The sequence below is a fragment of the Streptomyces sp. NPDC017991 genome, from assembly GCF_044328075.1.
In the GTDB taxonomy this organism is placed as follows: domain Bacteria; phylum Actinomycetota; class Actinomycetes; order Streptomycetales; family Streptomycetaceae; genus Streptomyces.
Window position 1 is genome coordinate 784,442 of sequence record NZ_JBIRGP010000002.1, and the last position, 20,966, is coordinate 805,407.

At 69.8% G+C, this 20,966-nt stretch carries 20 protein-coding genes; 7 read left to right on the plus strand and 13 right to left on the minus strand.

Annotated features, from left to right (window positions below; translation table 11 throughout):
- Positions 1-126: 126 nt before the first annotated feature.
- Together ACH4DZ_RS07995 and ACH4DZ_RS08000 are read left to right on the plus strand one after the other, a co-directional pair.
- Entirely contained in the window at positions 127-1,413 is a 1,287-nt protein-coding gene (locus ACH4DZ_RS07995; protein WP_398286083.1) for a PTS transporter subunit EIIC, read from the plus strand.
- Between the two features lie 318 nt (positions 1,414-1,731).
- Entirely contained in the window at positions 1,732-2,994 is a 1,263-nt protein-coding gene (locus ACH4DZ_RS08000; RefSeq protein WP_398286084.1) for a PTS transporter subunit EIIC, read from the plus strand.
- A gap of 102 nt (positions 2,995-3,096) precedes the next feature.
- On the opposite strand, the gene ACH4DZ_RS08005 is transcribed toward ACH4DZ_RS08000, so the two are convergent.
- On the minus strand, positions 3,097-3,849 hold the full coding sequence (locus tag ACH4DZ_RS08005) for an MBL fold metallo-hydrolase (protein WP_398286085.1): 753 nt from the start codon (positions 3,847-3,849) through the stop codon (positions 3,097-3,099).
- Positions 3,850-4,052: 203 nt separating this feature from the next.
- Between ACH4DZ_RS08005 and ACH4DZ_RS08010 the strand changes: the two genes are divergently transcribed.
- On the plus strand, positions 4,053-4,544 hold the full coding sequence (locus ACH4DZ_RS08010) for a type II toxin-antitoxin system PemK/MazF family toxin (protein ID WP_398286086.1): 492 nt from the start codon (positions 4,053-4,055) through the stop codon (positions 4,542-4,544).
- Between the two features lie 169 nt (positions 4,545-4,713).
- Here the strand turns inward: ACH4DZ_RS08010 and ACH4DZ_RS08015 are convergent, their stop codons facing one another.
- The 7 genes from ACH4DZ_RS08015 to clpS form a co-directional block, all read right to left on the minus strand.
- Positions 4,714-5,664 carry a PLP-dependent cysteine synthase family protein gene (locus ACH4DZ_RS08015; protein ID WP_398286087.1) on the minus strand — a complete coding sequence of 317 codons (951 nt, stop codon included), beginning with the start codon at positions 5,662-5,664 and terminating at the stop codon, positions 4,714-4,716.
- A 25-nt stretch (positions 5,665-5,689) separates the two neighbouring features.
- A complete protein-coding gene (locus ACH4DZ_RS08020) occupies positions 5,690-5,968 on the minus strand; it encodes a MoaD/ThiS family protein (RefSeq protein WP_189775146.1) in 279 nt (92 codons plus the stop codon).
- Between the two features lie 160 nt (positions 5,969-6,128).
- Positions 6,129-6,230 (minus strand): putative leader peptide, encoded by a 102-nt coding sequence (locus ACH4DZ_RS08025; RefSeq protein ID WP_313904860.1) that lies wholly within the window; start codon positions 6,228-6,230, stop codon positions 6,129-6,131.
- Between the two features lie 166 nt (positions 6,231-6,396).
- Positions 6,397-6,819, minus strand: a complete 423-nt coding sequence (locus ACH4DZ_RS08030) for a Mov34/MPN/PAD-1 family protein (RefSeq protein WP_398286089.1) — start codon at positions 6,817-6,819, stop codon at positions 6,397-6,399.
- Positions 6,820-6,996: 177 nt separating this feature from the next.
- Complete coding sequence (locus tag ACH4DZ_RS08035) at positions 6,997-8,457, minus strand: amino acid permease (RefSeq protein ID WP_398286090.1); 1,461 nt, start codon at positions 8,455-8,457, stop codon at positions 6,997-6,999.
- A 366-nt stretch (positions 8,458-8,823) separates the two neighbouring features.
- Positions 8,824-9,429, minus strand: a complete 606-nt coding sequence (locus ACH4DZ_RS08040; protein WP_398286091.1) for a DUF2017 domain-containing protein — start codon at positions 9,427-9,429, stop codon at positions 8,824-8,826.
- A 178-nt stretch (positions 9,430-9,607) separates the two neighbouring features.
- A complete protein-coding gene (clpS, locus tag ACH4DZ_RS08045; RefSeq protein ID WP_398286093.1) occupies positions 9,608-9,925 on the minus strand; it encodes an ATP-dependent Clp protease adapter ClpS in 318 nt (105 codons plus the stop codon).
- Positions 9,926-10,047: 122 nt separating this feature from the next.
- On the opposite strand from clpS, the gene ACH4DZ_RS08050 reads away from it, so the two are divergent.
- Both ACH4DZ_RS08050 and ACH4DZ_RS08055 read left to right on the plus strand, forming a co-directional pair.
- On the plus strand, positions 10,048-11,376 hold the full coding sequence (locus ACH4DZ_RS08050; RefSeq protein ID WP_398286094.1) for a nicotinate phosphoribosyltransferase: 1,329 nt from the start codon (positions 10,048-10,050) through the stop codon (positions 11,374-11,376).
- A gap of 235 nt (positions 11,377-11,611) precedes the next feature.
- Positions 11,612-12,196 carry a nicotinamidase gene (locus ACH4DZ_RS08055; RefSeq protein WP_398286095.1) on the plus strand — a complete coding sequence of 195 codons (585 nt, stop codon included), beginning with the start codon at positions 11,612-11,614 and terminating at the stop codon, positions 12,194-12,196.
- A gap of 288 nt (positions 12,197-12,484) precedes the next feature.
- Here ACH4DZ_RS08055 and ACH4DZ_RS08060 read toward each other — a convergent pair whose 3' ends face one another.
- Complete coding sequence (locus ACH4DZ_RS08060; protein WP_398286096.1) at positions 12,485-12,817, minus strand: hypothetical protein; 333 nt, start codon at positions 12,815-12,817, stop codon at positions 12,485-12,487.
- Between the two features lie 121 nt (positions 12,818-12,938).
- Positions 12,939-15,290 carry an immune inhibitor A domain-containing protein gene (locus tag ACH4DZ_RS08065; protein WP_398286097.1) on the minus strand — a complete coding sequence of 784 codons (2,352 nt, stop codon included), beginning with the start codon at positions 15,288-15,290 and terminating at the stop codon, positions 12,939-12,941.
- A 466-nt stretch (positions 15,291-15,756) separates the two neighbouring features.
- On the opposite strand from ACH4DZ_RS08065, the gene ACH4DZ_RS08070 reads away from it, so the two are divergent.
- A complete protein-coding gene (locus ACH4DZ_RS08070; RefSeq protein WP_398286098.1) occupies positions 15,757-16,077 on the plus strand; it encodes a hypothetical protein in 321 nt (106 codons plus the stop codon).
- Positions 16,078-16,233: 156 nt separating this feature from the next.
- On the opposite strand, the gene ACH4DZ_RS08075 is transcribed toward ACH4DZ_RS08070, so the two are convergent.
- Together ACH4DZ_RS08075 and ACH4DZ_RS08080 are read right to left on the minus strand one after the other, a co-directional pair.
- Positions 16,234-16,941, minus strand: coding sequence for an RDD family protein (locus ACH4DZ_RS08075; protein ID WP_398286099.1), 708 nt, complete (start codon positions 16,939-16,941; stop codon positions 16,234-16,236).
- A 118-nt stretch (positions 16,942-17,059) separates the two neighbouring features.
- On the minus strand, positions 17,060-18,646 hold the full coding sequence (locus ACH4DZ_RS08080; protein WP_398286100.1) for an RDD family protein: 1,587 nt from the start codon (positions 18,644-18,646) through the stop codon (positions 17,060-17,062).
- Positions 18,647-18,909: 263 nt separating this feature from the next.
- Here ACH4DZ_RS08080 and ACH4DZ_RS08085 point away from each other — a divergent pair, with 263 nt between their 5' ends.
- Complete coding sequence (locus ACH4DZ_RS08085; RefSeq protein WP_398286101.1) at positions 18,910-19,464, plus strand: SsgA family sporulation/cell division regulator; 555 nt, start codon at positions 18,910-18,912, stop codon at positions 19,462-19,464.
- Positions 19,465-19,513: 49 nt separating this feature from the next.
- On the opposite strand, the gene ACH4DZ_RS08090 is transcribed toward ACH4DZ_RS08085, so the two are convergent.
- A complete protein-coding gene (locus tag ACH4DZ_RS08090) occupies positions 19,514-20,953 on the minus strand; it encodes an FAD-binding oxidoreductase (protein WP_398286102.1) in 1,440 nt (479 codons plus the stop codon).
- Between the last annotated feature and the right edge of the window lie 13 nt (positions 20,954-20,966).

The following is a 20,966-nucleotide window of genomic DNA, read 5'->3' on the forward strand; positions in this document are numbered from 1 at the left end:
CGAGCGGCCACGTCGCCCCTGCCGAATGATGGCGATCACGACAGCGAGAACCGTTCACATATCGTTCGCCGACTGGTCTACACCAGTTTTCAGCGGCGGCCAAACCTGGGACGCAGGAGGACACCCATGAGTGCCGACAGTGCGGCCGTGCCCGCGCGCTCCCGGTGGAGCGACCTGTTCCAGGGTCTGCAGAAGATGGGCCGCAGCCTTCAACTGCCCATCGCGGTACTGCCGGCGGCGGGCATCCTCAACCGGCTGGGGCAGCCGGACGTGTTCGGGGCCGACGGGCTGGGCTGGACGAACGTCTCGAAGGTGATGGCGGGCGCGGGTGGTGCGCTGCTCGACGGTTCGCTGGGTCTGCCGCTGCTGTTCTGCGTCGGTGTGGCCATCGGGATGGCGAAGAAGGCGGACGGTTCGACGGCGCTGGCGGCGACGGCCGGTTTCCTCGTCTACTACAGCGTGCTGCGGCAGTTCCCGGAGGACTGTGCGGACCAGGCGAAGGTGGTGGCGGCGGGCTGTCAGGCGCAGGACGGCACGGTGGCGGTCTTCACGTACCAGAATCCGGGTGTGTTCGGCGGTATCGCCATCGGGCTGATGGCGGCCTACTTCTGGCAGCGCTACCACCGCACCAGGCTCGTCGACTGGCTGGGTTTCTTCAACGGCCGCCGGCTGGTGCCGATCATCATGGCGTTCGTGGCGATCGCGTTCGCCGCGCTCTGCCTGTGGGTGTGGCCGCCGATCGGCCGGGGCCTGGAGGACTTCAGCGACTGGCTGGTGAGTCTGGGCGCGTGGGGTGCGGGTGTCTTCGGTGTCGCCAACCGCGCGCTGCTGGTGATCGGGCTGCACCAGTTCCTGAATGTGCCCATCTGGTTCCAGTTCGGCAGCTTCACCAAGCCGGACGGGTCGGTCGTGCACGGGGACATCAACATGTTCCTGGCGGGCGATCCGAATGCCGGGCAGTTCACGTCCGGGTTCTTCCCCATCATGATGTTCGCGCTGCCGGCCGCGTGCCTGGCCATGACGCACTGTGCGAAACCCCATCGGCGCAAGGAGATCGGCGGTCTGATGCTGTCGATCGCGCTGACCTCGTTCGTCACGGGCATCACCGAGCCGATCGAGTACTCGTTCGTGTTCATCGCGCCGGCGCTGTATGTGGTGCACGCGGTGCTCACCGGTGTCTCCATGGCGGTGACGTGGGGACTCGGGGTGCACGACGGGTTCAGTTTCTCGGCCGGCCTGATCGACTACGTCATCAACTGGAACCTCGCCACGAGACCCTGGGCCATCATCCCGATCGGTCTGTGCTTCGCGGTCGTCTACTACGCGGTCTTCCGTTTCGCGATCACGAGGTTCGATCTGCGGACGCCCGGGCGGGAGCCGGAGGACGAGGTCGAGGACGTGACGAAGGCGTAGCTCGCGGGCGAGAAGCCCCGTGCTCCACGAAGGGCCCCCGGACGGGACGACCGGTCCGGGGGCCCTTCGGCGTGCTCCTGAGCCGCGTTCATAACGATATGAGCCGACCCTCCAGCTATGGCCGGGGCCACAAAACTGGCGGGTTCCTTATCTCACCTTCACCGTGCTACAACAGGTCTACACCACTGAGTGGTGTAGACCACGTGGTCATTGACCGCGTTCCCCCGAAGACGCCGCCGTCTCCCTTTTCCCTGTCCGCAGGCGGCGCTTCGCCCTCCTCCGGCCTCCCGTGGCCGGGGGGACACCCAGGAGGAAGTTGTGTCCACGGCCAGCGCCGCTCCCGCGGCGAACAAGAAGGGTGCCGGCGCGATGGCTGTTCTGCAGCGCATCGGCCGCAGCCTCATGCTCCCGGTCGCCGTCCTGCCCGCGGCAGCGCTCCTGGTGCGTCTCGGCAACACCGACATGCTCGGTCGCGAGTCGTTCCCGGCGTTCATAACCAAGATCGCCGGCTTCATGGCGGCGGGCGGCAACGCGATCCTCGACAACATGGCGCTGCTGTTCGCCGTGGGCATCGCGATCGGCTTCGCGAAGAAGTCGGACGGCTCCACGGCCCTCGCGGCGGTCACGGGCTATCTCGTCTTCAAGAACGTGCTGGCCACGTTCACCGACAAGAACCTGCCGCAGGTCGCGAAGGCCGTCGACGGCAAGGTCGTCATGGTCGACGCGCCCGTGGACGCCAAGGTCCTCGGCGGTGTGGTCATGGGCATCGTGGTGGCCCTGCTCTACCAGCGCTTCCACCGCACCAAGCTGCCCGACTGGGCGGGCTTCTTCAGCGGTCGCCGCCTGGTCCCGATCCTCTCCGCCTTCGCGGGTCTGCTGCTCGGCATCGTCTTCGGTTACATCTGGCCGGTCCTCGGCACGGGCCTGCACAACTTCGGTGAGTGGCTGGTCGGTTCGGGCGCTGTCGGCGCCGGCATCTTCGGTGTCGCCAACCGCGCGCTGATCCCGATCGGCATGCACCACCTGCTGAACTCGTTCCCCTGGTTCCAGGCCGGTGAGTACGAGGGCAAGAGCGGTGACATCTCCCGCTTCCTGGCCGGCGACCCGACCGCCGGGCAGTTCATGACCGGCTTCTTCCCGATCATGATGTTCGCGCTGCCCGCGGCCTGCCTCGCGATCGTCCACTGCGCCCGCCCCGAGCGTCGCAAGGTCGTCGGCGGCATGATGTTCTCGCTGGCGCTGACCTCGTTCGTCACCGGTGTGACCGAGCCCATCGAGTTCACCTTCATGTTCATCGCGCCGGTCCTGTACGCGATCCACGCGGTCCTCACCGGTGTCTCCATGGCACTGACCTGGGCGCTCGGCATGAAGGACGGCTTCGGCTTCTCGGCCGGCGCGGTCGACTTCGGCCTCAACCTGGGCATCGCGACCAACCCGTGGGGTCTCGTCCTGGTGGGTCTGTGCTTCGCGGTCGTCTACTACGTGGTCTTCCGCTTCGCGATCGTCAGGTTCAACCTCCCGACTCCGGGCCGTGAGTCGGACGAGGAACTCGCCGAGCTGCAGAAGGCGGAAGCCAAGTAGCCGCGAGGCCCTCCTCGATCTCAGGGAATTCCCCGGACCGCCTGCGGGCGGTCCGGGGAATTCCGCGTTCACGGGGCGGGAACCGCCTGCCGCGCCCGAGGCTCAGATGTCGTACGTGGCTCGCGGCGCCGCCAGTTCGACGGGGCCGGTGAAGACCTCGCGGGCGTGGTCCAGGTTCGCCTGGGGGTCCGTCCACGGCGGGATGTGGGTGAGGACGAGACGGCGCGCGCCGGCCCGGGTCGCGGTCTCGCCGGCCTCGCGGCCGTTGAGGTGCAGGTCCGGGATGTTCTCCTTGCCGTGGGTGAACGCGGCCTCGCAGAGGAACAGGTCCGTGTCCCGGGCCAGTTCGTCGAGCGTGTCGCACACGCCCGTGTCCCCGGAGTAGGTCAGCGACCGCCCGCCGTGCTCCACGCGGATGCCGTACGCCTCCACGGGATGGCTGACCTTCTCGGTGTGCACCGAGAACGGGCCGACCTCGAAGGAGCCCGGCTTGACCGTGTGGAAGTCGAAGACCTCGCTCATGGAGGAGGCGGAGGGGGTGTCCGCGTACGCGGTGGTCAGGCGCTGCTCCGTGCCCTCGGGTCCGTAGACCGGGATCGGATCGCAGCGGCCGCCGTCATGGCGGTAGTAGCGCGCGACGAAGTACGCGCACATGTCGATGCAGTGGTCGGCGTGCAGGTGGCTGAGGAAGATCGCATCGAGGTCGTAGAGACCGCAGTGGCGCTGCAGCTCGCCAAGGGCACCGTTGCCCATGTCGAGAAGCAGCCGGAAGCCGTCGGCCTCGACGAGGTAGCTCGAACAGGCCGATTCCGCGGACGGGAACGACCCCGAGCAGCCGACGACGGTGAGCTTCATAGAGCAGAAACCTCCGCGGGCGGGGAGTGAAGACGGGGGTCGTGAAGGAGTCGTGAGGGGGGGGCGTGCGGTCCATCGAGCGTAAGGCGCGAAAGGGCGGGTCGCTCCTCCGTCGAGGGCTGTTGTGGGGGAACTCACCTGCGGTGTCACCGGTTCGGGGGCGTGCGGGCGTGGGTTCGGGCGTGCCGGGTACCGTCGTACGCATGAACATGTCGTGGTGGCCGGCGCTGGTGGCCGTGGTGCTGCTCGCGGCCGTGGCGACCTTCGTGGACGGGTGGGGACGCGGGCGCAAGCCGTCCGCGCGGCGGCGTCCCGCGAGGCGTCCCGAGCAGCGGCCCACTCGGCGCCCGCCCGGGCGGGCCGACGGGGTCCGGCGCTCGTCGCGGCCTCAGCCCGCTGAGATCTGGTGGGCGAACGTGCCGTTCGAGGACGGGCCCGGGGCGAAGGACCGGCCCTGTCTGGTCCTGTCGGTACGGGGGCGCAAGGCCGTCGTCGCGAAGATCACGACGAAGTACCACGACGACGGGCGGGACGGGGTCATCGCGCTGCCCGCGGGGTCGGTGGGGGATGCGCGGGGGCGCGCGAGTTTTCTTGAGACGGGTGAGTTGCGGGGGGTGCCGGTGCGGGAGTTCCGGCGGCGGGTCGGGGAAGTGGACGCGCGGGTCTGGGACCAGGTGCGGCACCTCGCCCGGTAGGGGTTTTTCCCGCCCCCGCCGCCCCTACCCTTCCCGTCACGTACTCAGGGGCTCCGCCCCCGAACCCCCGGTCCTCAAACGCCGGACAGGCTGGAAGACCAGCCTGTCCGGCGTTCTAGGACGAGCGCGCGAGCGCGATATGAGGGCGAGGGGGAAGCCCCAAGGGCTACTAGGCCCAGAGCTGGCCCTGCAGCGTCGCGATCGCCTCTTCCGTTGTCTCCGCCGTGTAGACGCCCGTCGACAGGTACTTCCACCCGCCGTCGGCCACGACGAACACGATGTCGGCGGGTGAACCCGCCTGCACTGCCTTGCGGCCGACACCGATCGCGGCGTGGAGCGCGGCCCCGGTGGACACCCCGGCGAAGATGCCCTCCTGCTGGAGAAGCTCCCGCGTACGGGTCACCGCGTCGGCCGAGCCGACCGAGAAACGGGTGGTGAGCACGGACGCGTCGTACAGCTCCGGCACGAAGCCCTCGTCGAGGTTGCGCAGCCCGTAGACGACATCGTCGTAGCGCGGCTCGGCCGCGACGATCTTCACGTCGGGCTTGTGCTCGCGCAGGAACCGGCCCACGCCCATCAGCGTGCCGGTGGTGCCGAGTCCGGCGACGAAGTGCGTGACGGACGGCAGGTCGGCGAGGATCTCGGGGCCCGTGGTCGCGTAGTGCGCGCCCGCGTTGTCGGCGTTGCCGTACTGGTAGAGCATCACCCAGTCGGGATGCTCGGCGGCCAGTTCCTTCGCCACGCGCACCGCCGTGTTGGAGCCGCCCGCCGCCGGGGAGGGAATGATCCGGGCGCCCCACATGCCGAGCAGGTCCCGCCGCTCCTGCGAGGTGTTCTCCGGCATGACGCACACCATGCGGTAGCCCTTGAGCTTCGCGGCCATGGCGAGCGAGATGCCGGTGTTGCCGGACGTCGGTTCGAGGATCGTGCAGCCGGGTGTCAGCCGGCCGTCCTTCTCGGCCTGTTCGACCATGTGCAGCGCGGGGCGGTCCTTGACCGAGCCGGTCGGGTTGCGGTCCTCAAGTTTCGCCCAGATACGGACGTCGGCGGACGGCGAGAGCCGCGGCAGGCGCACCAGAGGGGTGTTGCCCACCGCGGCCAGCGGAGAGTCGTAGCGCATCAGCGATCAGAGCCCGGCAGCCCGGTCAGACCATGCCGCCGGCGACGGCCGGCAGGATGGTGACGCTGTCGCCGTCGGTGAGCTTGGTGTTGATGCCGTCGAGGAAGCGGACGTCCTCGTCGTTCAGGTACACGTTCACGAAGCGGCGCAGTTCGCCCCCGTCCACGATGCGGGCCTGGATGCCCGTGTGGCGGCTTTCGAGGTCGGCGAAGAGCGCGGCAAGGGTCTCCCCGCCGCCCTCGACGGCCTTCTGGCCGTCGGTGTAGGTGCGGAGGATGGTGGGGATGCGGACCTCGATGGCCATGGTTGCGGGCTCCTGTCGGAAAGCGGAAGTCGGAAGGCGAGTCGGGTCTGGGTGGGGTGCGCGAGGCGGTGCGTGCGGAAACCGCGCCGGGAAGGGCAGGGGGACGCCGGTCGCGGCCCCGCGCGGAGCCGAGGCTCGCACTGCCGTACGGCGGCGGGGTTCAGCGCGTACAGATGGCGCTCTGCAGCCTGCACAGGTCGACGTGCAGCCGCGCCACGAGCAGCATGCCCGGCGTCTTGTCGCTCACGTCGTGGGAAACCATGGGCTCATCGTATCGATTCCCGGTCCGGGTCCCGGAATGTGATCTCAGATGGTGGATGAATTCTGCCCGAAATGCGGGATCGGGCGGGTGCCAGGTGCGAACCAGGTGGGACCCGGGCGCGCATCGGACGCGAACCGGACGCGAACCGGCCGGTATCCGTGGGGGCTCAGTACGCCTCCACCACCGCCACCTCCTCCTCCGTGACCTCGCCGTCCACGATCCGGAACGAGCGGAACTGGAAGTCCCCGAGTCCGTCGGTGTCGGCGGTCGAGACGAGGACGTAGTGGGCGTTCGGCTCGCTCGCGAGGGAGATGTCCGTGCGGGAGGGGTGGGCCTCGGTGGACGTGTGGGAGTGGTAGACGACGACCGGTTCCTCGTCGCGGTCGTCCATCTCGCGGTACAGCTTGAGCAGGTCCCCGGAGTCGAACTCGTAGAACGTGGGCGACATCGCCGCGTTCAGCATGGGGATGAAGCGCTCGGGACGGCCGGTGCCCTCCGGGCCCGCGATCACGCCGCACGCCTCGTCGGGGTGGTCCTGGCGCGCGTGCGCGACGATCTGGTCGACGAGGGCCTGGGTGATGGTCAGCATGGGGTCAGGATAGGCAGACGGCAGCCCCGTACCGGAGAGTGGTACGGGGCTGCCCACATGCTGGGCGACGAGGTCCGCGCCGCGGGAACGGGACCGGCGGGTCTTCGTCGGTCGGTGCCTTCTCTGACTCCGGCCGGTCTTCTCGGACTCAGGCAAGTCGGCCTTCTCGGACTCCGGTTAGTTGGCCCTCTCGAACTCCGGCTCGCGGCGCTCGGTGACCTCCGGGTTGCGGGACTTCAGCACGGCCCAGCCGATGCCCAGCGCGGCGGCCCAGCCGGCCATCACGTACAGGCAGACGCGGGAGTCGGCGTCGTAGGCGATGAGGCCGGTGACGAAGAGCAGGAACGCGACCGCGACCCAGCTGAACTTCGAACCGCCGGGGGCCGGGAAGGGCGAGGCGGGCAGGCGGCCCGCGTCGACGGCCCGGCGGTACAGGATGTGGCTGATGAGGATCATGAGCCAGGTCCAGATGCCGGCCGCGGTGGCCACCGAGACGACGTAACCGAAGGCCTTCTCGGGGACGATGTAGTTCAGGATCACGCCGACGCCCATGAACAGGACGGAGACGGTGATGCCGAACGCGGGCGTCCTGGTGGAGGACAGCTTGTTGAAGATCCTCGGGGCCTCGACGTTGTCCGCCAGGGTGCGCAGCATGCGGCCCGTGGAGTACATGCCGGAGTTGCAGGAGGACAGGGCCGCCGTCAGCACGACGAAGTTGACGATGCCGGCGCCCGCCGGGATGCCGATCTTCGCGAAGGCCGCCACGAAGGGGCTCACGCCCGGCGCGAACTCCGTCCACTTCACGACGCAGAGGATGACCGTGAGCGCGCCGACGTAGAAGAGGGCGATGCGCCAGGGCAGGGTGTTGATCGCCTTGGGGAGGGTCTTCTCCGGGTTCTCGGACTCGCCCGCGGTGACGCCGACGAGTTCGACGGCCAGGTAGGCGAACATCACGCCCTGCAGGGTCATCAGGGACGAGCCGATGCCCTTGGGGAAGAAGCCGTCGAAGGCCCAGAGGTTGGAGACGGCGGCGGTGTCGCCCGCGGAGCTGAAGCCGAAGGTGAGCACGCCGAGGCCGATCACGATCATGCCGATGAGCGCGGTGACCTTGACCATCGAGAACCAGAACTCGATCTCGCCGAAGAGCTTGACGGAGATCAGGTTCGCCACGAAGAGCAGGACCAGGAAGACCAGGGCCGTGACCCACTGCGGGATCTGCGGGAACCAGTAGTTGACGTAGATCGCGGCGGCGGTGAGTTCCGCCATGCCGGTGACGACCCACATCAGCCAGTACGTCCAGCCGGTGAAGTAGCCGAAGAACGGGCCGAGGAACTCGCGGGAGTACTCCGCGAAGGAGCCCGAGACCGGGCGGTAGAGCAGCAGCTCACCGAGGGCCCGCATGATGAAGAAGATGATGACGCCCGCGAGGGCGTACATGAGGATGAGGCTGGGGCCCGCCTTGGCGATGTTCGCCCCGGCTCCCAGGAAGAGGCCGACACCGATCGCGCCGCCGATCGCGATCATCTGGACCTGACGGCTGCCGAGCCCGCGTTCGTAGCCCTCTCCGGAGGCGTCGCCGTCGAGGGCGCCGTTGCCGCCCTGCTCGTCGTCGTGCTTGCCGACCTGCACCGAGGTCATGTCTGATGCGCCTTTCTCCATGCCGGTCCGAGCCTTCGTCGGCTGCGGTCCGGTTTCCGATCCCCCCGGATTACTGGAGTCGAACGGGCTCCCCGAGCCCGCCGTCGCCTGGCCGGCGGTCGCCGGCTCGGTGGCGCACCCGGCGGGGCGTGGGTGGTGTCCCGCCAGGCGATCGTGAAGATTTATCACGGCCGCAACATGCGTCGTCCGTGCCGCTTGTAGCGCATGCCACAGGAAGAAGCGGACATACGACACCCGGGCCCACATTGCAGGCCCGGGCGGTGATGTGATCGTTATCCGGATTTGAGCGTCCGCTGAGCGAACGTTCGGTGTCTCCCTGGCAAGGGGTTCATCGACGGCTCGGCGTCACGGCATCAAGGTCTCGACCAGCGTCTCCTGCAGCCCGCCGAGCCAGAGATACGCCATCACCATCGGCTTGCGCGGGTCCTCGTCGGGGAGCCGGTAGAGAAGGTCCGTGTCCTCCTCGTCGACGACGTCCAGCCGGGAGCCGATCGCGAGGCGCAGGTCGTTGAGGCAGCTGAGCCACTGCTTCGATTCCTCGGAGGTCAGCTTCAGGACCGCTCCCCCCTCCCCCACGGCCGCGACGCCGTCCAGGGAGCGGATCACCACGAGGGCGTTGTCCCGCTTGCCGGCGCGCAGGTCGTTCTCGGTGAAGCGGCGGAACTCCGAGGAGTACGCGCGCTGCTCCTCGGCCTGCTCGGGCGAGGTGGCCTCGACGTCGGGCCCGCTGTACGCGTCCGGGAAGAGGCGTTTCAGCACGGGGTCCGAGGGCGGCTCGCTCGGTCCCTCCGCGAACAGTTCGGCGAGCGGGTCGTCGGAGACCTCCCCGCCGGGGCCCGGTCCGATGAGCTCCAGGAGCTGTACGGCGAGGGAGCGGATGATGGAGATCTCGACCTCGTCGAGCGCGACGGCCGCGCCGCCGCCGGGGAGCGGTTCGAAGTGTCCTGGCATCAGGTTGCGTCGCTACTTCCAGTACTGCGCGGGCGTCGGGTACCGCGCCGGCGTCGGGCGGGTGCCGGTCCTGCCGGGTCCGGTCCTGCGAGGTCCGGTCCTGCGGCGTCCGGTCTCGCGATGGCCGGTCTCGCGTTGGTCGGTCTCGCGTTGGTCGGTCTCGCGATGTCCGGTCGGGTCATTTCCGGTCGTGCTGGAGGGTGGCCCACAGACCGTAGCCGTGCATGGCCTGCACATCGCGTTCCATCTCCTCACGGGTGCCGCTGGAGACAACGGCCCGGCCCTTGTGGTGTACGTCCATCATCAGCTTGGTGGCCTTCTCCTTCGAGTACCCGAAGTACGACTGGAAGACGTAGGTCACGTAGCTCATCAGGTTGACCGGATCGTTGTGGACGATGGTCACCCAGGGAACGTCGGGCTCGGTTACGGCGAAGACCTCCTCAGCCGACTCGGTCTTTTCGGTCTCTAGGGGTGCGGGAGCCGTCACACGGCCCATGCTGCCACCACAGGCGGGTGCCCGGCCAAACGAGCACCGCACATCGTGCGCCCCGCGAGCGAGCCGCACATCACAGGACCTAGAAATCGTCAGAGTGACGAGATAGGGGTAGCATCCTGGTCATGAACACTGCGGACCTGGGACTGCCGGTGGATGTGCCGTCGACAGCTCTCTTCACGGACCATTACGAGCTGACCATGCTGCAGGCCGCGCTCAAGGGCGGCACGGCCGACCGGCGTTCGGTCTTCGAGGTCTTCACCCGCCGACTGCCCGAGGGCCGCCGCTACGGTGTCGTCGCCGGCACCGGGCGGGTCCTGGACGCGGTGGAGAACTTCCGTTTCGACGCGGACGTCATCGGCTTCCTGCGCGAGCGGAACGTCGTGGACGAGCCGACGCTTGAGTGGCTGGCCTCGTACCGCTTCGGCGGTGACATCTGGGGCTACCCGGAGGGCGAGGTGTACTTCGCCGGGTCACCGCTCCTGCGGGTCGAGGGCTCCTTCGCGGAGTGCGTCCTCCTGGAGACCGTGATCCTCTCCATCCTCAACCACGACTCGGCCATCGCGGCCGCCGCCTCCCGGATGGCCTCGGCGGCCGGCGGGCGCCCGCTGATCGAGATGGGCGCCCGGCGCACCCACGAGCTGGCCGCGGTGGCGGCGTCCCGCGCAGCGTACGTCGGCGGCTTCACGACCACCTCGGACCTGGCCGCGGGCTTCCGCTACGGCATTCCGACGGTCGGCACGTCCGCCCACGCCTTCACCCTCGTGCACGACACCGAGCGCGACGCCTTCCGGGCCCAGGTCGACTCGCTCGGCCGGGGCACCACGCTGCTCGTGGACACGTACGACGTCGCCGAGGCCGTGCGGCTGGCGGTCGAGGTGGCCGGGCCGGAGCTGGGCGCCGTCCGCATCGACTCCGGTGACCTGCTGCTCGTGGCACACCGGGTACGGCAGCAGCTGGACGAGCTGGGCGCCACGAAGGCCCGCATCATCGTGACCTCGGACCTGGACGAGTACGCGATCGCCTCGCTGGCCGCGGCGCCCGTGGACGCGTACGGGGTGGGCACCCAGCTCGTGACGGGTTCCGGCCATCCGACGTGTTCGATGGTCTACAAGATCGTCGCGCGTGCCGAGTCGGCGGACCTCAAGGCTCCGCTCCTGCCGGTGGCCAAGAAGTCCTCGGGCGGCAAGACGTCCATCGGCGGCCGCAAGTGGGCCGCGCGGCGGCTCGACGCGCACGGGGTCGCCGAGGCCGAGGTGATCGGCACGGGGGCGGTCCCGGCCGAGCTCGTCGACAGTCAGCTCCTGGTGCAGCTCGTCAAGGGCGGCCAGGTCGTCGCACGCGAGCCGCTGGACGTCGTACGCGACCGGCACGCCCGGGCCCGCGCGAACCTGCCCCTCTCGGCGACCCAGCTGTCGCGGGGCGAAGCCGTCATTCCGACCGAGTACGTGTGAGACAGGCGGGCCCGTACTCGCTGTACCGGCCCCGTACCGGAGTGAACGGGCGGCAAGCCGGGAAAGGGCACCGCAACGACCGCACCCTCCGCCATGCCCGCAAGCCGTCGGACTCGGTCGCACGGAAACCGCGCCCTGAGAGGGCGCGGGGAACCGCGCGACCGGCCCTCCACGACCCGCACACCATTCACCGGCCTCCCCGCGGAGCGCCTGGCCAAGCCGAAGGACACCGCCCATGCGCCGCGCCCTGATCGTCGTAGACGTCCAGAACGACTTCTGCGAGGGAGGCAGCCTCGCGGTACCCGGCGGGGCGGATGTGGCCGCCGCGATCACGGAACTGATCGGGCAGGCCCCCGCCGGCTACCGCCACGTGGTGGCGACCCGCGACCACCACATCGCTCCCGGGGGCCACTTCGCGGACAACCCCGACTACGTCCACTCCTGGCCCGCGCACTGCGTGGCCGGCACCGAGGGGGTGGGCTTCCACCCGAACTTCGCTCCGGTGGTCGCCTCCGGCGCGATCGACGCCGTCTTCGACAAGGGCGCGTACTCGGCCGCGTACAGCGGCTTCGAGGGCGCCGACGAGAACGGCGTCTCGCTGGGCGACTGGCTGCGCACGCGCGAGATCACCGAGGTCGACGTCGTGGGCATCGCCACGGACCACTGCGTGAAGGCGACGGCCCTGGACGCCGCGCGGGAGGGCTTCCGCACCCAGATCCTGCTGGACCTGACGGCCGGCGTGGCCCCGGACACCACGGCCCGGGCCCTGGACGACCTCCGCGAGGCAGGCGTGGAACTCACCGGCAAGCCGGTGGTCTGACGCCGGCCCCGCCCCGATAGGGGCGCGGGGAACGGCGCGCTTCACCCCCACAGGCCGGCACCCGACCCACACGGGTCGCCCCCAAGGGGCGCGGGGAACTGCGCGACAAGCTCCCACCGGCCCGCACCCGACACGCACGCCTGCAGCACGTCGTCGTCCCGCTGCGGCCCTGCCGCGCCTGCCCGCGCAGTTCCTCGCGCCCCTTACGGGGTGACCCGTGCACAGTCGGCCGCGGGCGCGTCGTGGCCGAGCGCGCCGTTCCCCGCGCCCCTGACGGGGCTGCGCCCCTCACCGCGTCGGGGCGGCCGGGCGGCGCATCAGCGTGCGAATGGGATGCCAGAGCTCCGAGGCGAGCGCGTCCACCCCCGGCGCCGTACGCCATATGAGCCCATCGGGATGGTGCAGGACGGCGGTGATCTCGTCCGGCGTCGGAGGCTGCCCGTTGCCACGCAGATACACCGCCCGCAGCCCCAGGTTGCGCAGCCGCGTCAACGCGCGGGCGCGGTTGTGCGCATGCACCAGCACCCGCACCGACCCGGTGCCCGCGGCGAGCGGCCGGGGCAGGTTCAACGCCACCACGACGGTGCCGTTCGGCAGCTTGCAGAAGCCTCCTGCGGCCATTCGGTCATACCCCCGCGAGATCCGGTGTCAATAAGAGAGTCACAGGACGCACCTAAACACGATCGGCCGCGACCCGCCAGGGGGTCACGGCCGATCATGGTTTGACCTGCGAAAACGTCTCTTACTTCGTCGCGGCCGACACCTTCACGGTGATCGTCGAGCCATCGCGGGGCTCCTTGACGATCGCGATCTTCGTGTTGGTGTCAGTGATCTTGACACCCCCGGTCGGGTTGGCCGTGTCGTAGTACGTGTTCGTGCGGTCGTTGAAGATCCGGTTGCCCGGCTGCGACTTGATCTTCGTCGCGACGTCCGCCTTGTGCAGCGTGAGACCGTCCGTCCGGTACGAGCTGAACGGCGAGTCGTAGGACTGGATGCGGTTGCGCATCAGCGTGCCGTCGGTCCACTTCAGCGCCGTCGGGTGGGCGTCCACCGGCAGCAGCAGGCCGGTGCCCTTGTGCTGGCTGACGTTGTTGTCGCGCTGGGAGGTGTCCCACTTCCAGATCAACAGACCGCTCTGGTACGGGAAGTGCTCCACCCAGGACGGACGCGTGGACGCGAAGCCGAAGTTGTACGGGCCGACCTTCAGGGTCTTGTCGTACGACACGTACTGGCGGTTCTCCGCGATGTAGTACTGCGCGTAGTCCTTGGTGAAGGACGCGCCAATACGGGAGAAGCCGTTGGACTTCCACGCGGCGTCGGCGGTCTCGGCGTTGTCCGAGAAGAGCGCGGAGCCGTCGGCGGTGACGGTGATCCGGTCCGCCGCGAAGCCCTTCTGCGCCACGCCGCCGTCGGTGGAGTACCGGAAGCGCACGTCGATCTTCTTGCCCGCGTAGGCGTCGAGCGGGTACGAGAGCTTCTTGTACGCGTCCACCGTGCCGGTCAGCGCCGGGGTGCCGCTGGCGTCGCGCGGGATCGGCGCGCCGTCGACCGTTCCGTCGACGGCGGTCCACTTGGTGCCGCCGTCGGTGGAGACCTCGGTGTAGAGGTAGTCGTAGCCCGACTCGATGTCGTAGTAGCCGTCGAGGGTCAGCGTGGCCGCGGCCTTGCCCGTGAGGTCCACGGACCGGGTCAGCGTGTTCTTGAGCTTGTCGCCGCTGCCGCTCCACCACTGACTGGCGCCCTCGGCCGGGGCGACGACCTCGGTGGTGACCGACCTCTTCGGCAGTTCGACGACCAGCGCCTGGGCCTTCTTGGTGTTGTACTCGGCCACGCCCAGCGTGTGGGTGGAGCGCGTCGCGGCCTTCGCCGTGTCGTACTTCAGCCAGCCGAGCTGCAGCTTGTCCCAGGCGGTCATGTCGCCGGGCAGGTCGCCGATGGCGTCCTTGCCGGTGCCGAGCCACGAACCGGAGGACATCAGCGTCCAGAACGCGGTGGAGTTCTCCGCCGTGTTGGTCGTGTCGTAGTGGTCCGGCAGACCGAGGTCGTGGCCGTACTCGTGGGCGAAGACGCCGAGTCCGCCGTTCTCGGGCTGGATCGTGTAGTCACCGACCCAGATGCCGGAGTCGCCGATCTGGGCGCCGCCCATCTTGTTGTTCGTGGGTCCGGTGGCACCCTCGTCGGTGCCGAACGCGTACCAGCGGTGGGCCCAGATGGCGTCCTCGCCCTGGGCGCCGCCGCCCGCGGACTCGTCCTCACCGGCGTGCACGATCTGGAAGTGGTCGATGTAGCCGTCGGGCTCGTTGAAGTCGCCGTCGCCGTCGAAGTCGTTGCGGTCCCACTTGTCGTAGGCGGACAGCTCGGACTTGATGTCGGCGTCGGACTTCCCGGCCGCCTTCTGGGCGTCGACCCAGGCGGTGACACCGTCGGCGACGGCGTTCCACGCGCAGGTGTCGGGGTCGCACTTGTTGGAGCCGTAGCGGGCCTCGTTGTAGGGCACCTTGACCCAGTCGGAGACCGTGCCGTCGATGGAGTAGCGGCCCGAGGACTGCTTCTCGTAGTACTTCTTCATCGACTCGACACCCTTGCCGGTGCCGAAGTAGAGCTTCTCGAAGTGTTCCTTGTTGTAGTCCGCCTGCCAGGCCGTGCTGTTGTCCTGGGCACGGTCCGGCTCGGCTATCTGGTTGTGCAGCGGTCCGGGGGTACCGCCGTAGCGGCTGTCCACCTGGTCGCCGAACTCGACGAGGATCGTGAAGATCTCGTCGGTCTTCTCACGGCCGAGCTCCACGTACTTGCCGTTCTGGAGCTTCACGACCTGCGAACCGCCGCGCTCGACGGGCTTGGCGTCGCCGGAGATGACCCTCTTGAGGGCCTCCTCGCGCTGGGCCTCCTGACGGTCGGTCAGGGGCCCCTTCAGGTCGTGCTCGTGCTCGGCGTCGTCCCCGGCGCGTGCCGGGTCCTGCCGGTTCGCGGCCGCGACCGGCTGGTCGCCGGCGTCGGCGGCCTGCGCCACCGCGAAGGTCGAGAACGTGGCGGCTGCCGCTGTGAGCGCCACACCCACTGCTGCCGCTCTGAACGTCCATGGTCTGCTGGTCACTTGATGCAGTCCTCCCTCACGCCCGGGCGCGCGGAAGGAGGGTGTCCAGGTTATGGAGTCCGCGCGCGCTCTATGCGCGTCACAAGTGACGACATTCGATCGGAGTTGAAGGAGAAAAGACAGACCTTGACTTGCACAGATCAAGTGAGCTATGCACCGGCGGTCCCACGTCGTGCGCCGGCACCCGTCCGCCCGGTGGATTCCGTGTACCGCTCAACAGGCGCGTTCAACAGGCGGGTTGGCAGAAGCCATGATTCCGTGCGCCCCCCGTGCACCGGCACCGTGGGTTAGGTCACGCTTACTGCTCGTTCCCCTCGGGCAGACAGGCCAATAGAGTCGGTTGGCGGCTCGCCGGATTTCCGGTGATTTGCCGAGCGACACCGTTGTCGAAGCCTTGATTCTTATTCGCACCTCCCCCATGCGAGAGGCACCGGGGGGAGACCCCCACCCCGAGGACGGAACTGCCATGCCTCGTCCGACCGCCGCACAGCTCGCCTACGGTTCCTGCACCGTGCTCTTCTCCACGCTCGCCATGCTGCTGCTGTCACAGACGAGTTCGGGCCTGGGAGTCGTGATCATCGCGCTCTCCGCCCTCGTACTCGGCCTCCTCGTGGCCATGACGGTTCCCGTACCGAAGACCGCCACGGCCGCGACCGCCGCTCCCTCGCGCGTCGCCGTCACGGATCAGCGTGTTCCGGATCGGCGCGTTCCGGAACCGCAGATCTCGGCACGGCGCGAGACCGTCGCCGCCGCGAGCGCGTCCGAGCCGATACGCGAACGCGCCTGAGTCCGCGTCCGTCCGGACGGGCCCGGTCCACGGCCCGTCCGATACGGAACCGGCTGTTCCGGACCTGGCCGTTCCGGACTGCCACCCACCACTTGCCGCCCGCCGCCTGCGGTCTACGGTCCGCCTCTTGCCGCCCGCCGCCTGCCGTCGGGCGGCTCAGTCGGTGCTGACCACCACGGTCTTGGCCGCCTTGTCGTGCAGCCCCTGCTTGTACGGCTTGTCGAAGAAGCTCCAGCCGCCCGCGACGGCGGTCCAGATGCACGCGCAGCAGAACGCGAACGGCACCCACAGCACCAACGCGCGGACCAGTGAGGTCTGCACGGAGGGCGTGGAGCCGTTGTCGAGGTTCGCCACCCGCAGATGCAGCCACTTCTTGCCGAGGGTCTGCCCCGACCTGGTCGTCAGGAAGGTGTCGTACCCGACGTAGAGCAGCAGGGCGATCAGCGACTGCCCGAAGGACTTGCCGTACTGGATCCTGTCCGCGTCCACGTCGTACTCGTTGACGCCGAAGCCCCAGGTCAGCAGCCACACCACGATGACGACGAGGACCATGTCGATGATCCGTGCGAGGACGCGTCTGCCGCTGTCGGCGAGCGGCGGCATCCCGGCGAGCGGATCGTTGGTGTACGGGCCGCCGCCGTAGGGGTCTCCACCGCCACCGCCGTAGGGCGAGCCGGCACCGCCACCGTACGGCGGTGGTGTGGCGCCGGGAGGCGGCGGTGCGGCGCCGTACGGGGAGCCGCCGCTCTGACCGGGTGGCGGCTGCGACTGCTGAGGCGGCGGCTGCCGCTTCTTGAACGGGTCCTCGTCCGGCGGCTTCTGGAACGGATCGTCGTCCGGAGGGGGCGGCGGCTCGGTGGTCATGTCCAGAGTGGACCGCGAACCCCGCGACCACGCAACGGGGGCGGCCCGTCCGGGCTATCCGCCGGAGCGGCCGTCCGGAACGGCGGGTACGCCCTTTCGGTACGGCCGCCGGGTGTCGTCAGCCCGCGACGAACGTATGGGCCGCCTTGTCGTGCCAGCACTGGCGCCACGGGCGGTCGAACAGGCCCCACACGACACCCACGACACCGATGACGAGGATGCCCGGGACGCTGTAGACGAGCCAGCGGCGCAGGGCCAGGCCGAACGACGGCGGGTCGCCTCCCTCGATGTCCCGTACCTGGAGGCCGAACAGCTTCTTCCCGAGGGTGCGGCCCCACTTGGCGTGGGGCAGCGCCTCGTAGAGGACGCCGAAGACGATCAGGACGGCGAGGACGATGCCGAGGTAGAGGGCGGTCGTGCCGTCCAGCAGCCACACCGTGACCGTCTCGCCGGAGAGCTTGGCCGCGTCGATCTTCTCGTTGACGTGGTCCAGCGCCCTGGTGCCCAGCGGAACCGCGGCCGCGCCGGTGACCGCGGCCAGCACGAGCGTGTCCACGAGACGGGCGCCGAACCGCTTCCCGAGCCCCGCCGGACGCGCCTCCGCCTGGGAGCGGACGACCGCCTGGAACGGGTCCTCCCGCACCGGCTTCCACGGCACGACGGGCTGGTCCTCGTCCGCCCCGGCCAGGCGGTGCACCTGCTGGGCCCAGGAGGGCTGCCCGCCGCCCGGACCCGAACTCATGGGCGCCTGGGGAGCAGCGGCCTGCGGAGGAACGGCTTGCGGAGGAACGGCCTGCGGAGGAACGGTGGGGGTGGACTGCTGCTGCGGAGCGGCCGGGGTCGGCTGTGCCTGGGCCATCGGTTCCTGGGCCACGGGCTCCTGGGCCGCGGAGGGCTGTCCCGCTCGCTGCGGCGTCCGTCTGAAGCTCATCGTGCCCTCGGCGGCGAGGGGTTCGCGGGAGCCGGGGATGCCGGAGGCAGCGGCCCCCGTGCCCGGGGTCTGCGCGCGCCCCGCTCCGGACGCGCCCGCGACATGCGCGCGCCCGGCACCCATGGCGCCGGCCGATCCCGTGGCCCCCGCCGCACCGGCGGGGCGTACCGGCCCCGTGGGCCTGCGGAAGACCACCGTGCCGCCGGAGGGGGGAGGCATGGGCGCCCCGGGGTCCCTCTCGGAGTCGGCCCCGGGGAACGTGGCCGTGCCGTCCGTGTGGTCCGACCTGCCGTCGGGCTGCGCCGCCGACTGGACCGGGGGCGTGGGCTGGACCGGGAGTGCGGGCTGGACCGGGAGTGCGGGCTGGACCGGGGGTGCGGGCTCGGGGTGCGCGAGCTCCGACGGTACGCGCGGGTCCTGCGAACCCCAGCGGACCCGGCGGTCCGGATCGCCGCCGAAGCCGCTCTGGCGGGCACGGTCGGCGCCCCACGCGGTGGCCGGTTCGGGGCGGCTGCCGTGCTGGGCCTCGGCGGGCGACGGGCCCGCGGCGGGCGGGTCCTCGTCGAAGAAGTGCGGGCCCGTCTCCTCCGTGGACACGGGTGCGGGCCGCGCGGTCGCGGGCGAGGCGGCCGGGTCGCCGCCGGGCGCCGGCCGGCTGGTGCCCGGCACCCAGGCGGCACCGTTCCAGTACCGGACATATCCAGGAATGGAAGGGTCCGGGTAGTACCCCTCGCGGGGCCTGTCGTCGCCGGGGGCCGGGGTTGGGGCGCTCATGTCCGTCGTCCCGTATCTGCTCGGGGGTCGTGTTGAGCGTCCACATCTATCAGACGGGCGCAACCGCCACTGCCGCTCCTGGTGTACCTACCCCCTTCGAGCAAGGTTCCCCCACCTTTTCCGGCCTCCGCACGGTATAGGCGTGACCGTCCGGGGCCCCGCGAAAAAAGTTCTCCGAAGCGGCGTAATGCTGCGGCCCCCGCGGCCTCTCCACTCGTACGGGCCCGCTCCTCGGGCTCCGGACGCGAGAGGAAGCGGACCGCATGAGCAACGACGTGAACAACGACCTGAACGACGGCAGGAACAGCGACGGGAACAGCGCCAGGCACAGCGACAGGAACACCGACCCGGCCGTGGTGGAACGTGAGCTGGAGCTCAAGCTGGTGCTGTCCCCCGAGCACAGCATTCCCGTCCCGGCCCTGCTGAGTTACCGCAGCGACGATCCGTACGCCGTCCACGTCACCTTCCACGTCGGCACCGACCACCCCGTGAGCTGGACCTTCGCGCGTGAGCTGCTCGTCGAAGGCGTGTTCCGGCCGTGCGGGCACGGGGATGTGCGGGCGTGGCCGACGAAGATCGGGGGGCGCGGTGTCGTCCTGATGGCATTGAGTTCACCCGACGGTGACGCCCTGCTGGAAGCGCCCGCCGCGCAGGTGTCGGCGTGGCTGGAGCGCACACTGCGGGCGGTCCCGCCGGGCACCGAGGCCGTCCGGCTCGGTATCGACGACGGCCTCGCCGAGCTGCTCGCGCCGACTCCGGTCGACGAGCTGTGGCTGAGCGACCCGTGGCCCTCGGACGAGTCCAGGGACGGGGAGTGAGAGGGAGGAGGGGAGGGACAGGAGGTAGAGGAGGGGAGGGAGGGTTCTGTCAGAAGAGTTTGCCCGGGTTCAGGATGCCCAGGGGGTCGAAGGCCGTTTTCACCGCCCGTTGCATCTCGATGCCCACCGGGCCGATCTCGCGGGCCAGCCACTCCTTCTTGAGGACGCCCACACCGTGCTCGCCGGTGATCGTGCCGCCGAGCTCCAGGCCGAGGGCCATGATCTCGTCGAAGGACTCACGGGCGCGCCGGGACTCGTCGGGGTCGCTCGCGTCGAAGCAGACGGTCGGGTGGGTGTTGCCGTCGCCCGCGTGGGCCACGACCCCGATGGTGAGCCGGTACTTCTCGGCGATCCGGTCGACCCCTTCGAGCATCTCGGCGAGCCTGGAGCGCGGTACGCACACGTCGTCGATCATCGTCGTGCCCTTGACCGCCTCAAGGCCCGTGAGGGACAGCCGGCGGGCCTGCAGCAGCAGTTCCGACTCGGCCGCGTCCTCCGCCGGTACGACCTGGGTGGCGCCCGCCGCCTCGCACAGCGCGCCGACCGCGGCGAGGTCCGCGGCGGGGTCGTGGGTGTCGAAGGCGGCGAGGAGCAGGGCCTCGGTGCTCTCCGGGAGGCCCATGTTCGCCATGTCGTTCACGGCCTTCACCGTGGTGCGGTCCATCAGTTCGAGGAGGGACGGTACATGGCCGCCCTCCATGATCCGGCAGACCGCGTCGCAGGCGGCCGATCCGGACGCGAACTCCGCCGCGAGTACCAGCTGTTGGGGCGGTTGGGGTTTCAGGGCGAGGATGGCCCGTACGACGATGCCGAGTGAGCCCTCCGAGCCGACGAAGAGGCGCGTCAGGTCGTATCCGGCGACGCCCTTCGCCGTGCGGCGGCCGGTGGACATCAGGCGGCCGTCCGCGAGGACGACGTCCAGGCCGAGTACGTACTCCGCGGTCACTCCGTATTTCACACAGCACAGGCCGCCCGAGGCCGTGCCGATGTTGCCGCCGATGGTGCACATCTCCCAGCTGGAGGGGTCCGGCGGGTAGCAGAGGCCGTGTTCGTTGACGGCGCGGGAGAGCGTGGCGTTGATGACGCCCGGCTCGACCACCGCGATCCGGTCCACGGGGCTGATCTCCAGGATGCGGTCCATTTTGATCAGGGACAGCACGACGCAGCCCTCCGAGGCGTTGGCCGCCCCGGAGAGGCCTGTGCGGGCGCCCTGCGGGACCACCGGGACACGCAGGTCGGTCGCCGTGCGCATGACGTGCTGGACCTGTTCGACCGTGCGGGGCAGCACCACGACCGCGGGGGTGCCCGCCGCGCAGAAGCTGGCCATGTCGTTGGCGTACGAGCTGGTGACGTCCGGGTCGGTGAGGACCGCCTCGGGCGGCAGGCCCGCGAGGAGGCGCTCGGTGAGGTTCTCGGTGAGACGTTCGGGGGCGCTGCCCACCGCCACGGTGTCTTCATCGGGTCGGGCTTCGATACGGCTCATGATCACAGCGTCGCACTCG